Origin of the sequence: Streptosporangium carneum (genome assembly GCF_027922005.1) — a bacterium.
Lineage (GTDB): Bacteria > Actinomycetota > Actinomycetes > Streptosporangiales > Streptosporangiaceae > Streptosporangium > Streptosporangium carneum.
Genome location: NZ_BSEV01000002.1, coordinates 374,355 through 392,596, shown reverse-complemented (window position 1 = coordinate 392,596; position 18,242 = coordinate 374,355). Strand labels below are relative to the sequence as shown.

General features: G+C 70.5%; 14 protein-coding genes. 7 read left to right on the top strand and 7 right to left on the bottom strand.

The features are described from left to right. Positions 1–10: 10 nt before the first annotated feature. Together PKF00_RS07825 and PKF00_RS07820 are read right to left on the bottom strand one after the other, a co-directional pair. Positions 11–574: an OB-fold-containig protein gene (locus PKF00_RS07825; protein WP_271216701.1), complete on the bottom strand. Its 564-nt coding sequence runs from the start codon at positions 572–574 to the stop codon at positions 11–13. Between the two features lie 610 nt (positions 575–1,184). Next, on the bottom strand, positions 1,185–1,949 hold the full coding sequence (locus PKF00_RS07820; protein WP_271216700.1) for a PP2C family protein-serine/threonine phosphatase: 765 nt from the start codon (positions 1,947–1,949) through the stop codon (positions 1,185–1,187). Between the two features lie 238 nt (positions 1,950–2,187). On the opposite strand from PKF00_RS07820, the gene PKF00_RS07815 reads away from it, so the two are divergent. The 3 genes from PKF00_RS07815 to PKF00_RS07805 all read left to right on the top strand — a co-directional run bounded on the left by PKF00_RS07815 (position 2,188) and on the right by PKF00_RS07805 (position 6,364). After that, a complete protein-coding gene (locus PKF00_RS07815) occupies positions 2,188–3,771 on the top strand; it encodes a peptide chain release factor 3 (RefSeq protein ID WP_271216699.1) in 1,584 nt (527 codons plus the stop codon). Positions 3,772–4,056: 285 nt separating this feature from the next. Beyond that, positions 4,057–5,037: a Gfo/Idh/MocA family protein gene (locus PKF00_RS07810; RefSeq protein WP_271216698.1), complete on the top strand. Its 981-nt coding sequence runs from the start codon at positions 4,057–4,059 to the stop codon at positions 5,035–5,037. A gap of 166 nt (positions 5,038–5,203) precedes the next feature. After that, a complete protein-coding gene (locus PKF00_RS07805) occupies positions 5,204–6,364 on the top strand; it encodes a DUF5685 family protein (protein WP_271216697.1) in 1,161 nt (386 codons plus the stop codon). A gap of 18 nt (positions 6,365–6,382) precedes the next feature. On the opposite strand, the gene PKF00_RS07800 is transcribed toward PKF00_RS07805, so the two are convergent. From PKF00_RS07800 to PKF00_RS07780, 5 genes are all read right to left on the bottom strand, one after another. Beyond that, complete coding sequence (locus tag PKF00_RS07800) at positions 6,383–6,991, bottom strand: hypothetical protein (RefSeq protein ID WP_271216696.1); 609 nt, start codon at positions 6,989–6,991, stop codon at positions 6,383–6,385. 50 nt (positions 6,992–7,041) lie between these two features. Next, positions 7,042–7,467 carry a large conductance mechanosensitive channel protein MscL gene (mscL, locus tag PKF00_RS07795; RefSeq protein ID WP_271216695.1) on the bottom strand — a complete coding sequence of 142 codons (426 nt, stop codon included), beginning with the start codon at positions 7,465–7,467 and terminating at the stop codon, positions 7,042–7,044. Between the two features lie 68 nt (positions 7,468–7,535). Next, a complete protein-coding gene (locus tag PKF00_RS07790; RefSeq protein ID WP_271216694.1) occupies positions 7,536–7,736 on the bottom strand; it encodes a DUF397 domain-containing protein in 201 nt (66 codons plus the stop codon). Between the two features lie 370 nt (positions 7,737–8,106). Continuing rightward, positions 8,107–8,319 (bottom strand): DUF397 domain-containing protein, encoded by a 213-nt coding sequence (locus tag PKF00_RS07785; protein ID WP_271216693.1) that lies wholly within the window; start codon positions 8,317–8,319, stop codon positions 8,107–8,109. 55 nt (positions 8,320–8,374) lie between these two features. Beyond that, positions 8,375–9,226: a helix-turn-helix domain-containing protein gene (locus PKF00_RS07780; protein WP_271216692.1), complete on the bottom strand. Its 852-nt coding sequence runs from the start codon at positions 9,224–9,226 to the stop codon at positions 8,375–8,377. A 311-nt stretch (positions 9,227–9,537) separates the two neighbouring features. Here PKF00_RS07780 and PKF00_RS07775 point away from each other — a divergent pair, with 311 nt between their 5' ends. From PKF00_RS07775 to treY, 4 genes are all read left to right on the top strand, one after another. Then, entirely contained in the window at positions 9,538–9,906 is a 369-nt protein-coding gene (locus PKF00_RS07775) for a hypothetical protein (protein WP_271216691.1), read from the top strand. 359 nt (positions 9,907–10,265) lie between these two features. Next, positions 10,266–13,478 (top strand): ATP-binding protein, encoded by a 3,213-nt coding sequence (locus PKF00_RS07770; protein WP_271216690.1) that lies wholly within the window; start codon positions 10,266–10,268, stop codon positions 13,476–13,478. A 336-nt stretch (positions 13,479–13,814) separates the two neighbouring features. Continuing rightward, on the top strand, positions 13,815–15,920 hold the full coding sequence (gene glgX, locus PKF00_RS07765; protein WP_271216689.1) for a glycogen debranching protein GlgX: 2,106 nt from the start codon (positions 13,815–13,817) through the stop codon (positions 15,918–15,920). After that, complete coding sequence (gene treY / locus PKF00_RS07760) at positions 15,913–18,240, top strand: malto-oligosyltrehalose synthase (protein ID WP_271216688.1); 2,328 nt, start codon at positions 15,913–15,915, stop codon at positions 18,238–18,240. Before glgX ends, treY begins: the two co-directional genes overlap by 8 nt. The last annotated feature ends 2 nt before the right edge of the window (positions 18,241–18,242 follow it).

Genomic DNA, 18,242 nt, shown 5'->3' with positions numbered 1-18,242 from the left:
GGCCCTTCAGCTAAATAGGACGGTCAGGGTCGAGTTCGGCGGCGTACGGCATCACCCAGAAGAATTCGCCCGCGGCGTCGTAGGCGAATATCAGAGCGGTGCTTCCGGCGCCGAAAACGTCGTCGCCGGTCTGACGGACTTGAACGAGAGCGGAGGAGCCGTCCGCGGCGGTGACCTCGGCCTGGCCGAACTCCCCGCTGACCCTGCCGGTGCGGATGACGCAGGTCCGCCCGACGAAGTCGTTCCTGGAGGGGACGCGCTCCTTCGGCACGGCGCGGCGCAGCGGCAGCACGATCAGGCGGGTGCACACCCAGGCGCAGGCGACGGCCCCGAACGGCACGGCGGCCAGCGCGGGGGTGCCAGCGAGCAGCACGCCGCCGACCAGGCTGGCGAACCAGGCGATGATCACCAGCAGTGACACGACCACGGAGACGGGGACGCCCCCCAGTCCGAGGCCGCGCACGAGACCGGCGAGGCCCCCTGTGACCCCGGTCTCGCCCCCGTCACCCTGAATGTCGCCGTCGGCCCCGATCGCGCCGAACGCCGTGAGCAGCCAGAAGCCGATGACCACCACAACGGCAAATGTGAACAAAACGGTCGGGAAAGCTAAGACGGCATCGATGAACATGCCCATAGGTGTGCGAGGTCCCCCTGCTGTACCTGCTGATGACGCTCCCCCGAGCGCGTGTGTTTGACTATATACACATAAAGATTGAGTTAAAGGGATAGTTCCCGAAAAAACGAAAATGTCGGAAGTTGGAGTGGCGGGGCAGGTCACCGGGGGTGCGGAACGCCGCCGGACACGACGAAGCCGGGGCGGGGGGACCCGTGTCCCGATGCCCCGGCTTCCCGGGAGAGCGTCAGACCGGTCGCGTGATCATGAACGCCAGCCCGACAAGGATCACGACGGGGATGAGCCACACGATCGCCTCGATGGCGAATTCCTTGTACACGACGGACATCCCTCCGGGTGACGATCGCTGAGGAGCACTGATCACCGACGATAGCGCCTGCTCCCCGCCGCGACCAGGACTCACCGGAACACCCTTCGGGAGGAGAGCCGAGGGTGGCGGGCACGGTCGGGCCCGGCCCCGGGAGAGCCGTGGGAAGCGGCGCCCGCGAGGCGCCCCGGCGGGAGGCCCGCAGGAGCGGCGCCCGCGGGACCTCGGGCGGTGCGCCCGCCCTCAGGAGGGGCTGGCGGAGCCGACGACCACGGGGGTGTCGTCCTCGGCGGGACCCTCGACGACGTCCGCGACCACACAGGTGATGTTGTCCGGGCCGCCCGCCTCGCACGCCAGCTCGATGAGCTGCCGCGTCACCTCGCCGAGGTCGTCGACCTCGGCGAGCACGTGACGCAGCCGCTCGGCCTCGACGACCCCGGACAGGCCGTCCGAGCAGAGCAGGTAGCGGTCGCCGACCTCGGCGTCCCGCAGCGAGAGGTCGGGCTCGGTGTTGTCGCCGCCGTCGAGGACCTGGAGCAGGATCGACCTGTGCGGGTGCCTGGCGGCCTCCTCCGCGGTGATCCGGCCGTCGTCCATCAGCGTCTGGACCAGGGTGTGGTCGTAGGTGATCTGGTAGAGGTCGCCGTTGCGGAGCAGGTAGGCCCGGGAGTCGCCGATGTGGGCCAGGGCGACCCGCGGGCCGTCCCACAGCATCAGGGTCAGCGTGGTGCCCATCCCGGTCAGGGACGGATCCTGCTCGACCAGCTCGCGCAGGCGCTGGTTGGCCTTGCGGATCCCGGCCTCCGCGGCGGCGACCAGCTCGCCGGGGCACTCGTGGTCCAGGTACGCGACCGCGGCGATCGCCGCCGAGCTGGCCACCTCCCCGCCCACGTGGCCGCCCATCCCGTCGGCGACGGCGAGCAGCCGGGCGCCGGCGTACGCCGCGTCCTCGTTGCCCTGGCGGACCCGGCCGACATCGGAACCGGCTGCGTACCGGAGGGTGATCATCTGCACACCACTGGAAGGTCGAGTTGCACGAGCGAGTCGCTTTCGGGCAGTCGGGATGGGCACGGGCGAACCGAGAGGTTCCACAATCCACTTAACACCATGGTGGCGCAAGCGGCCTGGGGAAGTGTCGTCACATCAGTTGGCCGCCACGACGGCGTCACGACGGCGCGTAAGCTGTTTCGGCGCCCCGCAGTGTGCCGGGAGCTCCCCACCCCACACACGTCTAGGAGAGCAGGAAATGACCGCGGTCACTCAGGAGGCGGCGCGTCGCCGTACGTTCGCGGTGATCAGCCACCCCGACGCCGGCAAGTCGACGATGACCGAGGCGCTCGCGCTGCACGCCTCCGCCATCAGCGAGGCCGGCGCCGTGCACGGCAAGGCCGGACGCCGCGGCGTCACCTCCGACTGGATGGACATGGAGAAGGCCAGGGGCATCTCCATCACCTCGGCGGCCCTCAGGTTCGAATACCGCGACCACATGTTCAACCTGGTCGACACCCCCGGCCACGCCGACTTCTCCGAGGACACCTACCGGGTGCTGGCCGCCGTCGACTGCGCCGTCATGCTGCTCGACGCCGCCAAGGGCATGGAGCCGCAGACCCTGAAGCTGTTCGAGGTCTGCCGCCACCGCCGCATCCCGGTCATCACGTTCGTCAACAAGTGGGACCGCCCGGGCCGGGAGGCCCTGGAGCTGCTGGACGAGATCCAGGAGAAGACCGGCCTCCGGCCGACCCCGATCACCTGGCCGATCGGCACCGGCGGCTTCTTCCACGGCGTCATCGACCGCGTCGTCGACCAGGCCGTCCGCTACACCCGCACCCCCGGCGGGGCGACCAAGGCCATCGAGACCGACCTCACCCCCGAGCAGGCCCTCGCCGAGATCGGTGAGGACTGGGAGCGCGCCAAGGACGAGGTCGACCTGCTCTCCGCGATCGGCTCCGACCACGACCAGAAGGCCTTCGAGGCGCACGAGTCCACACCGGTGCTGTTCGGCGCGGCCCTGAACAACTTCGGCGTCGGCCGCCTGCTCGACGCCATGGTCGACATCGCCCCCGCCCCCGCGCCCCGTCCCGACGTCAAGGACGACCCGCGCCCGCTGGAGGAGCCCTTCTCCGGGCTGGTCTTCAAGGTGCAGGCCAACATGGACCCCTCGCACCGCGACCGGATCGCGTTCGTCCGGGTCTGCTCGGGCCGGTTCGAGCGCGGCATGGTGCTGACCCACGCGGCCACGGGCCGCCCCTTCGCGACGAAGTACGCCCAGTCGGTCTTCGGCCAGGATCGCGCCACGATCGACGAGGCGTTCCCCGGCGACGTGATCGGCCTGGTGAACGCCACCGCCCTGCGCCCCGGCGACACCCTCTACGACGGCTCGCAGGTCGAGTTCCCGAAGATCCCGAGCTTCGCCCCCGAGCACTTCTGGACCGCCCGCTGCCGCGACTCCAGCAGGGCCAAGCAGTTCCGCAAGGGCATCGACCAGATGGAGGCGGAGGGCGTCGTCCAGGTCCTGCGCTCCGACGTCAGAGGCGACCAGTCGCCGGTGCTCGCCGCGGTGGGGCCGATGCAGTTCGACGTGGTCAAGCACCGCCTCGCCGGGGAGTTCAACACCGAGATCGCCATGGACCGGCTCGACTTCAGCCTCGCCAGGATCACCGACGCCGAGTCCGCGCCGATCCTGGCCCGCCAGCGGGGCGTCGAGGTCTTCACCCGCGCGCTCGACGGGGAACTGCTGGCGCTGTTCACCGACGAGTGGCGGATGCGCGGCGTGCTGCGCGACCACCCGGACCTGGCGCTCAGGGCACTGCTCGCCGACACCCGGGGCTGAGGCGCCCGCCTTCGCCCTGAAACCACCCTCAGCCCGCCCACAAGCCGCGTACGGCCCGCTCGCCTGGCTCCCGCGCCTGAACCAGGGCCCGGCGCGTACGGCCCGTCATGGCCGCCACAGGCCTGCCGAAGGACGGCCGCGCGCCGCGTCGCGGGTCTCGCCACGCACGGCTGACCTGTGACGCGCGGCTCGGCGGGCGTCACAGGCCCGCCGGGTACGGCCCGCGCCGACGGTCCACGCGCGGGCCGTACGCGTTATGGGCCATACGTGGTGAGATATGTCGCTATGAGCACAATCAGGTGGGGCATCCTGGCGACCGGCGGGATCGCCGCCACGTTCACCGAGGCCCTGAAACTCCTGCCCGACGCCGAGGTGGTCGCGGTCGGGTCCAGGACGCGGGAGTCGGCGGAGGCCTTCGCGCGGCGTCACGGCATCCCCCGCGCCCACGGTTCGTGGGCGGAGCTGGCCGCCGACGAGGACGTGGACATCGTCTACGTCGCCAACACCCAGAACGCCCACCGGGACGCGGTGCTCACCTGCCTGAACGCGGGCAAGGCCGTCCTGTGCGAGAAGGCGTTCACATTGAACGCCGCCGAGGCCGCGGAGCTGGTCGACCTCGCGGCCGAGCGCGGGCTGTTCCTCATGGAGGCCATGTGGATGCGCTGCAACCCCGCCATCCGCAGGATCGTGGAGCTGCTCGAGGACGGCGCGATCGGCCAGGTCGAGGCGGTGCACGCCGACTTCGGGATCTCCGTGTCCGTCGGCCCCGACCACAGGCTCCGCGATCCGGCGCAGGGCGGAGGCGCCCTGCTCGACCTGGGGGTCTATCCGATCTCCTTCGCCAACCTGGTGCTCGGCGCTCCCGAGAGCGTCCGGTCGTGGGCGAGGCTGACCCCCGAGGGGGTGGACGAGAACACCGGCGTGCTGCTCGGCCATCCGGGGGGCGCGGTCGCGCTGCTGTCCTGCGGGATCACCGTCGACGGCCCGGTCACCGCCTCCGTCTCCGGCAGGCTCGGCCGGATCGAGGTGCCCCACCTGTTCTTCAGGCCGGACTCCTTCACCCTGTACCGCCTGGGCGCGGACCCGGAGACCTTCCACGTCCCCTACGAGGGGACCGGCATGGCGCACGAGGCCGCCGAGGCGATGCGCTGCCTGCGGGAGGGCCTGCTGGAGAGCCCGCTCGTCCCCTGGCGCTCGACGCTCGAGGTGATGCGGGTCATGGACGAGGTACGGGGACAGATCGGGGTCCGCTTCCCCGGAGAGTGACCCGCCGGGCTCCGCGGCGGACGGCCGGCGGGCCAGGCGTGGAGCGGGCCGTACGGCGGGGCGGCCCGCGACGCCGATCACACGACAACCATCGGGCCGTTCGGTGAGTCACACAGAACGGATCAATCGGTATGTCGCACAGCACGTCACACAGCAAAGGGAAAAGATGTTTGGGATTGTCCGTCCGTGCCGCCATGGGATGTGCGGCGGGTTGTTCAAGGAGTGGATGGCGCACCTGTGCGGCCTCTGCCTGGCGCTCAGGGACGAGCACGGCCACGCCTCCCGGCTGGTGACCAACTACGACGGCCTGCTCATCTCGGTGCTCACCGAGGCGCAGAGGGCCGCGTCCTCCTCGCACCGCCGCGCCGGGGCGTGCGCCCTGCGCGGGTTCAAGGGGGCCGACGTCGTCGAGGCCGAGGGGGTGCGGCTCGCGGCCTCGGTCTCCCTGATCCTGGCCGCGGGCAAGATCAGGGACCATGTCGCCGACGGGGACGGCGTCTACGCGCGACGGCCGGTCGCCGCCGTCGCCGAGCGCGTCGCCGCACGCTGGTCGGCCGCGGGCTCGGGCACGGCCGTCGCCGTCGGGTTCGACCCGGGGATCCTGCTCGGGGCGGTCGAGGAGCAGACCCGCCTCGAGGGCGTCCCCGGCCTGCGCCTGCTGGAGCTGACCGGCCCCACGGAGGCCGCGGTCGCCGCCGCCTTCGGTCACACCGCGCTGCTCGCGGGAAAGCCGCACAACCGGGAGTCGTTGGAGGAGGCGGGACGTCACTTCGGCCGTCTCGCCCACCTGCTCGACGCGGTCGAGGACCTGGCGCGGGACCGCGCCGCCGGAGCCTACAACCCGCTGGTCGCCTCGGGCACCGACCTGGCCGCCGCCAGACGTCACTGCGACGACGCGCTGCTCGGCCTGCGGCTGGCGGTGGCCGAGCTCGATCTGGAGAGGCGGACCCTGGTCAAGGCCCTGCTGGTCAAGGAGATCGGCCGTTCCGTCACCCGTGCCTTCGCCGAAGCCGAAGCCGGTGTCCGGGCAGGGGCGGGGGGCGGGACGAAGCCGGACCAGGAGAAGCCCGGGGCGCCGCACCGCGACCCGCGGCTCAAGCCCGACCCCGGCGGTCTGCTGTCGATGATGTGCGCCGCGCTGGCCTGCTGCACCTGCGGCCTGTACCGGCCGCCGTGGGACGAGGACCGGTACAAGTCGTGCACGGAGCGGTGTGACGCCAGCGGTTGTGACGGCTGCGGGCAGTGCGGCGAGTGCTGCAACTGCTGCAACTGCTGTGAGTGCTGCAACTGTGAGGGCGACTGCTGCAGCTGCGACTGCGGCTGCTGACGACGCGCCGCGGGGCGGTCAGACCCGGCGCCACTCGTGGCGCTCCAGGAAGGCGCGGTCGTCCGTGGCGTACTCGGAGAAGGCGTCCTGGACCGCTTCGAGGTCGGGGACGTGGGTGCGGACCATCACGTCGCGCAGGCTGTCCTTGTACTCCAGCTCGTACCCGGAGATCTCCGGCGACGTCTGGACGAAGTGCTCGCCGAAGACGACCAGTGCCGTGAACGGGTTCTGCGGCGACATGGTGGTCAGGACGTCGCCGACGAGCCGCAGGTCGGGGTCGACGACGATCATTCCGTCACCGGTGCGCAGCTGCATGCCCGAATAGGCGCCGAGCGGCGTCAGGTTGTGCACCAGCCGCCGCTGGGGGTCGTAGCAGACCAGCCCGCACCGGCGGGCCAGCGTGAAGGCCTCGCCCGCCACCTCGTCCGACCGCTCCAGGTCCACGGTGACCAGGGCGTGGGCGGGGGAGAGCTGTTCGGCCTCCGGCAGCAGGGAGGCGAACTCCGCCACGCCGGGGTGGGGTCCGGCGGCCCCGGGCTCTCCGCGGCGGAGCGCCCTGAAGACGTTCTCCGCGTGCTCGCGGGTGATCGGCTCGGGTTCGTGCCAGACGGCCAGTTCGAAGCTCATGGCCTCATCGTCTCAAGAGGTCCCGGTGGAACGGGCCGAGCGGCCTCCGGTCAGGCGGAGGGCGCCGTCGCCGCCTCGGTCTGCAGCTCCGCGGTGCAGAACGCGCAGCGCCTGGCCGCGACGGGGATGTTGCTGAGGCACTCGGGGCACTTCTTCTCCGTGGCCTCCTTGTTCCTGTCGAAGAAGGTGATGAGCCGGCTCATCGGGAGCACGACCAGCCAGTAGATGACCGAGGCGATGATCATGAAGCTCAGCAGCTGGTTGATGAAGTCGCCGTACATGAACTTGGCGCCGTTGACCGTGAACACGTACTGGGAGAAGTCCGGCTCCTTGCCGCCGGTGACCGCGGCGATCAGCGGTGTGATGAGGTCCTTGACCAGGGCCTGCACCAGTCCGCTGAAGGTCGCCCCGACCACCACCGCCACGGCGAGCTCGACGAGGTTTCCTCTCATCAGGAACTTCTTGAAACCGCTCATCCTGCGCGTCCTCCACTCATGAGAACGCTGAGCCTACCCCGAAGCCCGGACGGGAACGCCGGTCCGTCTCAGACGTCGAACTCGCCGTTCTTCGCGGCGGTGATGAAGGCTCTCCACTCCTCGAAGGTGAATGACAGGACGGGTCCTGTCCCGTCGTCCTTGCCGTCTCTCACGCCGACCCAGCCGTGCTGCGAGGCGACCTCGACGCAGTTTCCGTTGCTGCACCTCGAGCGCCAGATGGCTCCCTGGAACCGCGAACCGCCGTCCATGCGTTTCCTCCCGGAAAGATTGACGACTCTTCCGTGGAAGAGCGCAGCGCCAGGGGAATTATAGTCCATTTTCACGCCCCCGGCCGGTGATTTCCGCTGTGGTCGCTGGGCGGTGAGTGTCCGGTGTGACGTCGGGAATCAATTCCCCGGCTATGCGGACAAAAGGGCCGGGCGGCGGGGGAAAGCCGTGGAGCCGGGGCGGGAGAAATCGGTGTGCCCCGTACGGGCGAAACGGCCCGGCCATACGGCGAGGGGGCGGGGCGCCCGGACGAAACGGTCCTCAGGGGTCGGGCAAAACAAAACGGCACCTCCGGGATCCGCCTTCGGTGCCGTTCGATGCTATGTCACTCCCCTTTTTGAGGGGCAGGGGCTACAGGCCGAGGCTTCCGTCCTTGATGCCGTGTATGAAATCCCGGAATTCAGCGACCGTGAACTCCAGCACCGGTCCACTCTTGTCCTTGCTGTCGCGCATGCCCACGCCCCCGCCGGGAAGCCTGGCGATCTCGACGCAGGAGCCGTTGTTGCACCGGCTGGACACCCGCCACTCAAGAGTGGAGAAGTCGGCAGGTTTGGAAGACGTCATCGTCTCTCCGTGAGAATTCGTTGGGACTGGTTTCTTGGATGACGGGCCGCGCCGATCAGGTCGCGAACCTGTCGTATGCCCTCGCGATGTGGACCGCCGACTCCTGTGGGCTCAGCGCCACCGCGCGAAGATGGTTGAGCGTCTCCCTGAAACGCTCAAGTTCTTTGGCCTTCTCCAGGTAGAAGCTACCCATCAGGGTATCGAGATAGACCGTGTCCCCGATCGTTTGGTCGGAGAACTCCAGTAAAACGAAAGCACTGTCGAACCCCATGTGCGCGCCAACGGTGAAAGGAATCACCTGGACGGTCACATGAGGGAGTTCGGAGACCGTCGCGAGGTGCTCCATCTGCTTTCTCATGACAGCGGTCCCGCCCACATGGCGGTGCAGCACGGATTCGTCGAGAAGAACCCAGTAATTGGGCGGCAGCGGGCCGTGCAGACGCTCCTGGCGTCTCATCCGGTAGGCGACCCGTTCTTCGAGGACGTCGGTGTTCATCCGGGGGAGATATCCCTTGATGATCGCGCGCGCGTAGTCCTCGGTCTGAAGGAGCCCGGGAACGGTCGTCGTCTCGTATTCGGAGATCGAGGTGGCGTCGATCTCCAGGCCGAGGAAGGGGCGGAAGTCGACGTCCTCCGTTTCCTGCCACCACACCTGCTGTTTGGCCTCGCGTGCCAGTGTCATGAGGGCGTCGATCTGCGCCTGGTCGGTCACGCCGTAGAAGAGGCAGAGATCGCGCACGTCCCGGGGGAGGGCGCCGCGTTGGGCCGTCTCGATCCGGCTGATCTTCGCCGGCGAGCACTCGAGCTGCTCGGCGGCGTCCCTGATGCTCTTCCCCGCCTGTTCGCGAAGCTCCCGCAGGCGGCTGGCGAGCTGTCGGCGGCGCAGAGTGGGGTTGGTTCCGGCCATCGGCGCTCACCTCTTCTTCTGTTTTCTTCCGTGGACGACGCGGACGGCTGCCCCCTGCTCCCGGAAGTATTCCCAGGTCGCAGCCATGGTAACCACCAAACGGCAACATCCTATGGCAATCTCGGAAGGTAACCGCCAGGGGTACATTCCTGTGGTAATTGCCAATGGCAGTCGTCGATGCCGCAAGCTGGAGTAAAGGGAAGCTGGGTTCCGACGGGGTGAAACCTTCAAGGAGGTGACGATCCTTGAGACACGGCATCGAGGTCCGGATCGGCGGCCGGGCCACTGCGACAAGCTTACTGATCATTTACATGCGGACGCTAGACGGCTGGATCTTCGGGGAGGCCGACTCGTTCGCCTGGGTGCAGGAGTGGCAGATCGGCCGGGACAGGCTGTTGCGGCGGAGTTACCGGGACACCAGGTTCGCGGCCCTGATGGAGTGCGGCCTGTGCCACGGTGAGGGCACCGCCAGGTGCGCGGTCAGCGGTGAGGCCGGTCGTGCTGCTGCCGCCGGGGGTGAGGCCGGCCGTCGGCGGGCCCTCGCCGAGGCCGGTCGCGGAACCGGCGCCGACCTGGAGAAGGACGTGAAGGAAGAGATGGAGAAGGGCATGGAGAAGGGCTGCTCGCTGTGTGACGGCACCGGACGGCTCGACCGGCTCTGGCTGAGGGAACGGCGCTGACCGGCCGCCCGGAAACGTTCACGGGGGTCGGGTGCCGGGCCGAGCCCCTGGTTGAGCGCCGTTCACCGGCGCCGACCAGGTCCGTGCCGCCGCTCGCCGTACCGGCGCCATGAGTGGTCCCCGGTGTGGCGGGGGTGGGTTTCGGTGTGGGGAAGTCTCGGTGTGGCGGGGGCGGGCGGGGCGGCGGGAGTGGGTTCTCGGTGTGGCGGGGGCGGGCGGGTGAACTCGTGGCTGGGCGGGGCGGCGGGGGTGGGTTTCGGTGTGGGGACGGTTTCCAGGGGAGTGGGCGGGGAGGAGGGCGGTCTGGCCGGGGGGCGCGAACGGCTAGTATCTGCCGAGTTCGTGAGCGAGGTGGCCGGATGGACTTTCGTGTGCTGGGGCCGGTCGGCGTGATCGCCGACGACGGGGAACCGCTGGACGTCGGGCCATACCAGCAGCGGGCGGTGCTGACTCTGTGCATGCTCGCCGCCCCCCGCCCCGTCGGGCCGCACCGCATGATGGACGCCCTCTGGGACGGCGAGCCGCCGCCCAGGGCGGCCAACACCCTGCAGGCCTACGTCTCCAAGCTCCGCCGCGTCTTCGAGCCGGGCAGGAGGCGGGAGGTGCCTCCCACGGTCCTGGTCAGCAGGCCGGGCGGCTACGCCCTCGACATCCCGGAGAGCGCGTTCGACCTGGCCAGGGCGCGTGAGCACGCCGCGGAGGGCAGGCGGCTCGGCGCGGCGGGCGACCACGAGGCGGCGGGCGCGCGGTTGCGGCTGGCACTGGCCGAGTGGCGAGGGGAGCCGCTCGCCGACTTCGCGGACGCCCCGTGGGCGGCGGAGGAGATCGCGCACCTGACCGAGCTGAGGCTGACCCTGCAGGAGGACGTCGCGGAGAGCGATCTCGCGCTCGGGCTGGGAGCGGCGTCGACCGGAGGGCTGGCGCAGCTGATCGCGGCCCATCCGTTCAGGGAGCGCCTGCGCGTGCTCGGAGCCCACGCGCTCTACCAGGCGGGACGGCAGGCCGACGCGCTGGCCCTGCTCGCGGAGGGGCGCAGCCTGCTGGTCGACGAGTTCGGTCTCGACCCCGACCCCAGGTCGAGGGAGATGGAGCGGCGCATCCTCGCCCAGGATCCCGCGCTCGTGCCCAGGGGCAGGGCGGTTGTGGCGCGTGAGAGCCGGCTGGTCGGCAGGGACGCGGAGATCGGGGTGCTGGAGGAGGCGATCACCGGCGGGGGACACCGGGTGGTGTTCCTGGCGGGGGAGCCGGGCATCGGCAAGACCAGCCTCGCCGAACAGACCGCGGAGACCGCGCTGGCCAGGGGACGCCGGGTGGTGTGGGGCCGCTGCTGGGACGGCACGGGCGCGCCGCCCTTCTGGCCGTGGACGCAGGCCGTGCAGGAGCTGGTCGGCGGGGACGGCGGGCTGACCAGGCTCGCGGGAGGCGGGCAGTTCCAGCTCTACGAGGCCTTCGCCGGGTTGCTCAACGAGCACGGCCGGATCCTGGTGGTCCTCGACGACCTCCAGTGGGCCGACGCCTCGTCGCTGCGGCTGCTGGAGTTCCTCGCCTCGACCAGGCTCTGTCCGGAGCTGGCCGTGGTCGCGACCTACCGCGACACCGACGTGCGTCAGGGCGGGGCGCTCGAGCACGCCCTCGGCGCGCTGCTGCGGCTGCCGCACGTGCGGCGGCTCCTGCTGCGGGGGCTCGGCGAGGAGGAGATCAGGGAGTACCTCGGCAGGGCGGGGGCCGACCCGGGCCGCGCCGCGGAGATGGGCAGGCTGACCGCGGGCAACCCGTTCTTCCTGGGAGAGGTCCTGCAGCTGGGCGAGACCCCGCGGGCGCTGTCCGACGTCGTGCGAGGACGGATGGCGGACCTGCCGCCGGACACCGAGGAGGTGCTGACCGTCGCGGCGCTGCTCGGCAGGGACGCGGCCACGGACATCCTGCTCCAGGTGGCCGAGCTGCCCCAGGAGCGGGTGCTCGACATCGTCGACGCGGCGGTCAGGGCCGGGCTGCTGGCCGAGGGGGAGGGGCCGGCCTGCCGCTTCGTCCACGACATCGTCCGTGACGTGCTGCGTGAGGCGTTGCCGCCGCTGCGCCGCAGGCGGCTGCACGCCCGGATCGCCGAGGTGCTCGAGGCGCGGAGCGGGACACGCCTCACCGAGATCGCCCACCACTACCGCGAGAGCCTGCTCACCGCCAGGATGGCGGGCAAGGCCATCGGCTACACCCGGCGCGCCGCCGTCCAGGCCACGGCGCAGTTCGCCCACGAGGACGCGGTGGAGAACCTGGAGCAGGCGATCGCGATGGTCGACCGGCTTCCCAGGTCCGACGACGCGCTCCGCTGCGACCTCCTCCTCGACCTGGCCGAGGCGCAGGCGGCGGCGGGGATGAGCATCGCCGCCCACGCCTCCCTCGAGGCCGCCGCGGAGATCGCGGAGGGGCTCGGCGACGACAACCGTCTCGCCAGGGCCGCGCTGGGCTTCTCCGACCCGATCTCCCTGGCCATGTACGAGGAGACGACCGGCATCGACAGGCTCGCCGAGCGCATCGACCGGGTCCTCGCCTCCCGTCTGGCCGAGGGCTCGCCCTGGCGGGCCCAGCTGCTCGCCGCCGCCGCGATGACCGGTGCCACGGCCAGGCCCGTGGAGGAGAGCGCGGCGATGGCGGGTGAGGCCGTACGGCTCGCCCGCCGCACCGGCGACGACCGGACCCTGTCCAGAGCGTTGATCGTCCAGGAGCTGCTGTCCAGGACCGACCACGACCACGACCGCAGGCAGGCGGTCATCGACGAGATCACCGAGATCGGCCGCAGGACCGGCGACCTGGCCATCGAGTGGATCGGCCGTGAGACCGCCTACGTCGAGCTGACCGCCCAGGGCAGGACGGAGCGGGCGCCCGAGCTGCTGGCGTGGCTCGGGGAGACCGCGGACCGGCTCAGGCTTCCCTCGATGGTGAGCCTGGCCGCCTGGCAGCGCGCGGTCCACGCCTACCTGGGCGGGCGTTTCGACGAGGCCCTGGCGGCGGCCGACGAGTCCGCCGCCGCCTACCCCGAGGGGGCGCTGGGCAGGGACGACGCCGACCTGCGGCGTGGCGTCTTCCGTTTCCTGGCCCTGCGGGCGGGCGGGGAGGCGGCTGAGGCGCTCGCGGTGGCGGAGGAGATGCTCGACCGGCGTCCCGGGCAACGGCCGTGGCAGATCCTGCGCTGCCTGGCACTGGCCGACCTGGGCAGGGCGGGCGAGGCGCGTGACGTCTTCGCCGAGCTCTCCCGCGACGGATTCGCGCCCGTCGGCCCCGACCTGCCGTACCGGTACGTGCCCGACGCCCTCAGCGAGATCTGCGCCGTGCTCGGCGACGTGGACGCCGGGAGGATCCTGTACCGCACGCTCGCCCCGAACGCGGGCCGGCTGCTCGGCTGGTCGGTGACGGACCTGTGCCTGGGGCGGCTCGCCCTGCTGGACGGCGACGCGGAGCGCGCCTCGGCCCACTTGGAGGCGGCGGAGGAGTTCGTCGCCCGTGCCGGGCTGAAGCGGTACGAACCCGCGGTGCGCGAGCTCGCCGACGCGCTTTCCCGACCGGCGTCGCCGCGCTGACGGGCTCGCCCCCCGGGTCGTGTCCGGGCAGGGTCCCGGGCGGTCTCCCAGGCCGTGCCCCAGGCCGTGCCCCAGGCCGTGTCTCAGGCCGTGTCTCAGGCCGTGTTCCAGCCGGCGTCCCGGGTAAGGGCCCCGGCTCATGTCGCTGCGCGAATCGCCGGTCGGGGTCCTGTCCTCCCGCCGGAGAGCGCGGAATACTCCCATGTCACGCGGGCTTCCCGCCGTCGGAGCGGCCAATGACTTTGCTCGGGATCACGTTCACTATGACAAAGGTGGGCATGTGTGCATGACAGGGAGAACGTGGGGCATGTTTTCCCACCGCTGAAGGGCGGTGCAATGATCGAGATCTGGCCTGGTGACCCCTATCCCCTCGGGGCCACCTACGACGGCGCGGGGACCAACTTCGCGCTTTTCACCGAGGCCGCTGAGCGGGTCGAGCTGTGCCTGTTCGACGAGGAGAACCGCGAGACGAGGGTTCCCTTCACCGAGTGCGAGGGATACGTCTGGCACGGCTATCTTCCGGGCGTCGGCCCTGGTCAGCGGTACGGCTACCGCGTCCACGGCCCCTACGACCCCGCGCGAGGGGTGCGCTGCAACCCCGCCAAGCTCCTGCTCGACCCGTACGCCAAGGCGGTCGAGGGGGACGTGAACTGGGACGAGGCGGTGTACGGCTACCGCTTCGGACAGCCGGACAGCCGCAACGACGCCGACTCGGCCCCGTTCGTCCCCCGGTCCATCGTCATCAACCCGTTCTTCGGGTGGGGGCACGACCGTCCGCCCGCGACGCCGTACCACGACACGGTCATCTACGAGGCGCACGTCAAGGGCCTGACCATAAACCACCCGAAGATCCCCGAGCGGATCCGCGGGACCTACGCGGCCATCGGCCACCCGGAGATCGTCGACCACCTGACGTCGCTCGGGGTGACGGCGATCGAGCTGATGCCGGTGCACCAGTTCGTCACCGACCACGTCCTGACGGAACGGGGCCTGACGAACTACTGGGGCTACAACAGCATCGGGTTCTTCGCCCCGCACAACGCCTACTCGAGCACCGGCCAGCGCGGCGGGCAGGTGCTGGAGTTCAAGGCCATGGTCAAGGCGCTGCACGAGGCGAACATCGAGGTCATCCTCGACGTGGTCTACAACCACACGGCCGAGGGCAACCACCTGGGCCCGACGCTGAGCATGCGGGGGATCGACAACCCCGGCTACTACCGCCTCGTCGAGAACGACAAGCGTTACTACATGGACACGACGGGGACCGGCAACAGCCTGTTCATGCGCTCCCCGCACGTGCTTCAAATGATCATGGACTCGCTCCGTTACTGGGTCATCGAGATGCACGTGGACGGGTTCAGGTTCGACCTGGCGGCCACGCTGGCGCGGGAGCTGCACGAGGTCGACCGGCTGAGCGCCTTCTTCGACCTGGTCCAGCAGGACCCCGTGCTGTCGCAGGTCAAACTGATCGCCGAGCCGTGGGACGTCGGTCCGGGCGGATACCAGGTCGGCAACTTCCCCGCCAGGTGGACCGAGTGGAACGGCATGTACCGTGACACGATCCGCGACCTGTGGCGGGGCGAGCCCGCCTCCCTGCCGGAGTTCGCCTCCAGGCTGACCGGCTCCAGCGACCTCTACCAGGACGACAGCCGCAGGCCCGCCGCCTCGATCAACTTCGTCACCTGCCACGACGGGTTCACCCTGCAGGACCTGGTCTCCTACAACGGCAAGCACAACGAGGCCAACGGCGAGAACAACCGGGACGGCACCGACGACAACCGCTCGTGGAACTGCGGCGCGGAGGGCCCCGCCTCACTGGCGATCGAGTCGCTGCGCGAGCAGCAGAAGCGCAACTTCCTGACCACGCTGTTCCTGTCCCAGGGCGTGCCGATGATCTCCCACGGGGACGAGCTCGGCCGCACCCAGCAGGGCAACAACAACGTCTACTGCCAGGACAACGAGCTGAGCTGGGTCGACTGGTCGGACGTCAGGGAGAACTGGCTGCTGCTGGAGTTCACCCGCCGCCTGGCCAAGCTCCGCGCCGAGCACCCGGTCTTCCGCAGGCGTCGTTTCTTCTACGGCCGCCCGGTGCGGGGCTCGGGGGACAACCTCAGCGACATCGCCTGGTTCACCCCGCAGGGCGAGAAGATGACCGACGCGGACTGGAACGTGGGCTACGCCAAGTCGCTGGCGGTCTTCCTGAACGGCGACGCCATCACCGAGCCGGACCGCAGGGGGCGGCAGATCGTCGACGACTCGTTCCTGCTGCTTTTCAACGCCCATCACGACGTCATCGAATTCACCCTTCCGAAGGACTACGGCGACATGTGGCTGACGGAGATCGACACGGCGATGCCGATAACGGTGGACACCCGGGTCTGCCGGGCGGGAGAGAAGGTTCCGGTGACCGGCAGGTCCGTGAGGGTGTTGCGGCGTGTCTGAGCGTTTCGAGGGGGCGTTCGAGGGGCCGCTCAACGAGCGCTCAGGGGAGCCGGGACCCTTCCAGGAGGGGCCGGAGGCGTCCCACGAGGCGGCGGGGCGCAAACCGTTCCCCGCGCCGCTGTCGACCTACCGGATCCAGCTGACCCCCGACTTCGGCTTCGCCGAGGTCGCGGAGCTGGCCCCCTACCTGCGGGACCTGGGGGTCAGCCACGTCTACCTCTCGCCGATCCTGCAGGCGACGCCCCAGTCCCGGCACGGCTACGACGTGATCGACCACTCCCGGGTCAGGCGGGAGTTCGGCGGCGTCGAGGGACTGCGGGAGCTGTCGGAGACGCTGACCGCGCACGGCCTGGGAGTCGTCGTGGACATCGTGCCCAACCACATGACGGTCCCGGTGCCCGAGTCGGGCAACCGGCAGCTGTGGTCGGTGCTGAGGGAGGGGCGGGCGTCGCCGTACGCGTCGTGGTTCGACATCGACTGGGAGGGCGGCGGCGGCAGGCTGAACATGCCGGTGATCGGCGACTCCGTCGAGCCGGTCGCCGACGGCGACGTGCTGCGCTACCACGACCACGAGTTCCCGCTGCCCGACACCCACTATCGGCTGGTCGAGTGGCGCTCGGGGCCCGGCTACCGGCGTTTCTTCGACGTGTCCTCGCTGATCGGGCTGCGGGTCGAGGACCCCGAGGTCTTCGACGCGACCCACGAGGTGATCCTCGGCCTGGTCGGCGACGGCGTCGTCCACGGCCTGCGGGTCGACCACCCGGACGGCCTGGCCGAGCCGCGCGGCTACCTGGCCAGGCTCCGCGAGGCGTCGGGGGTGTGGACGGTCGCGGAGAAGATCCTGGTCGGCTCGGAGCGGCTGCCCGCGGACTGGGACTGCGACGGGACCACGGGCTACGACGTGCTCAACCGGATCACCGGCCTGTTCGTCGACCCGGCGGGGGAGCGGCCGCTGGTCGACCTGTTCGTCGCGCGCACCGGCATGCCCCGCGACTACGCCACGGTGGTCAGGCAGTCGAAGCGGGAGGTCCTCGACCTGTTCTTCGCCGCCGAGATCGACCGGCTGCACGCCGTCGTCGGCTCCGACCGGGAGACACTGGTCGAACTGCTGGCCGCGATGCCGGTCTACCGGGCCTACGCGGTTCCCGGGGAGCCCGTGCCCGCCGCCTCGGCCGAGATCGTCGAGGCGGCCGGACGCCTCGCCGCGACCCGGCTGCCCGAGGGCGCCCCGGTCGCGGAGGTCGTCGACAGGGTCCTGTACGGCCCGGCGGAGGCGGTCACCCGCTTCCAGCAGACCTGCGGCCCCGTGATGGCCAAGGGGGTCGAGGACACCGCGCTCTACCGGTGGTACCCGCTGGCGTGCCTGAACGAGGTGGGCGGGGAGCCCGACAGGTTCGGCGGCACGGTCGACGGCTTCCACGCGTTCTGCCGGGGGATGGCGCCGGGGACGATGACGACGCTGTCCACCCACGACACCAAGCGCTCCGAGGACGTGCGGGCCCGCCTCGCGGTGCTGTCCGAGCTGCCGCAGGAGTGGGCGCGGGCGGTCGAGGAGTGGTCGTCGAAGGTCTCCTTCGACCCGGTGCTCGACTATCTGGCGTGGCAGAACCTGATGGCGGCCTGGCCGATCGGTCCCGACAGGTTCTTCGAGTTCCTGTTCAAGGCGGCCCGCGAGGCCAAGACCTCGATCTCCTGGGCCACTCCCGACCCCGCCTACGAGCAGGGCATCCGCGACTTCGTCACCCGGGCCGTCGACGAGTGCGGAGCCTCGGTCGCCGCGTTCGCCGCCATGATCGAGCCGTACGCCAGGTCCAACTCCCTGGGGCAGAAGCTCGTGCAGCTCATGCTGCCCGGGGTGCCCGACCTCTACTGGGGCAACGAGATCACCGACTTCTCCCTCGTCGACCCGGACAACCGGCGTCCCGTGGACTTCGCGCGCCGCCGCGCCCTCCTGGCCGAAGGAGCGGGCGACCCCGTACGGGCCGGCCTCGGAGCGGACACGGGCTCCTCCTGGGAGGAGGACAAGCTGCGGGTCACCGTCCAGGCGCTGCGCCTGCGCGGGCGGCTCGACCCGGCTCTGCCGTACGTGCCGATCGAGGCGGACGAGCACGCCGTCGCCTTCGCGCGCGGGGACAGGGCGGTCGCGGTCGCCACCCGGCTGCCGGTCGGGCTGGCCAGGCGCGGAGGGTGGGGGAGCGAGACGATCACACTGCCGCACGGCAGGTGGCGGGACCTGCTGTCCGGCGTCGAGCACACCGGGCGCATCCCGCTCGCCCACCTGCTGTCCGCGCACCCCGTCGCGCTTCTGGAAAGGGAGTAGTC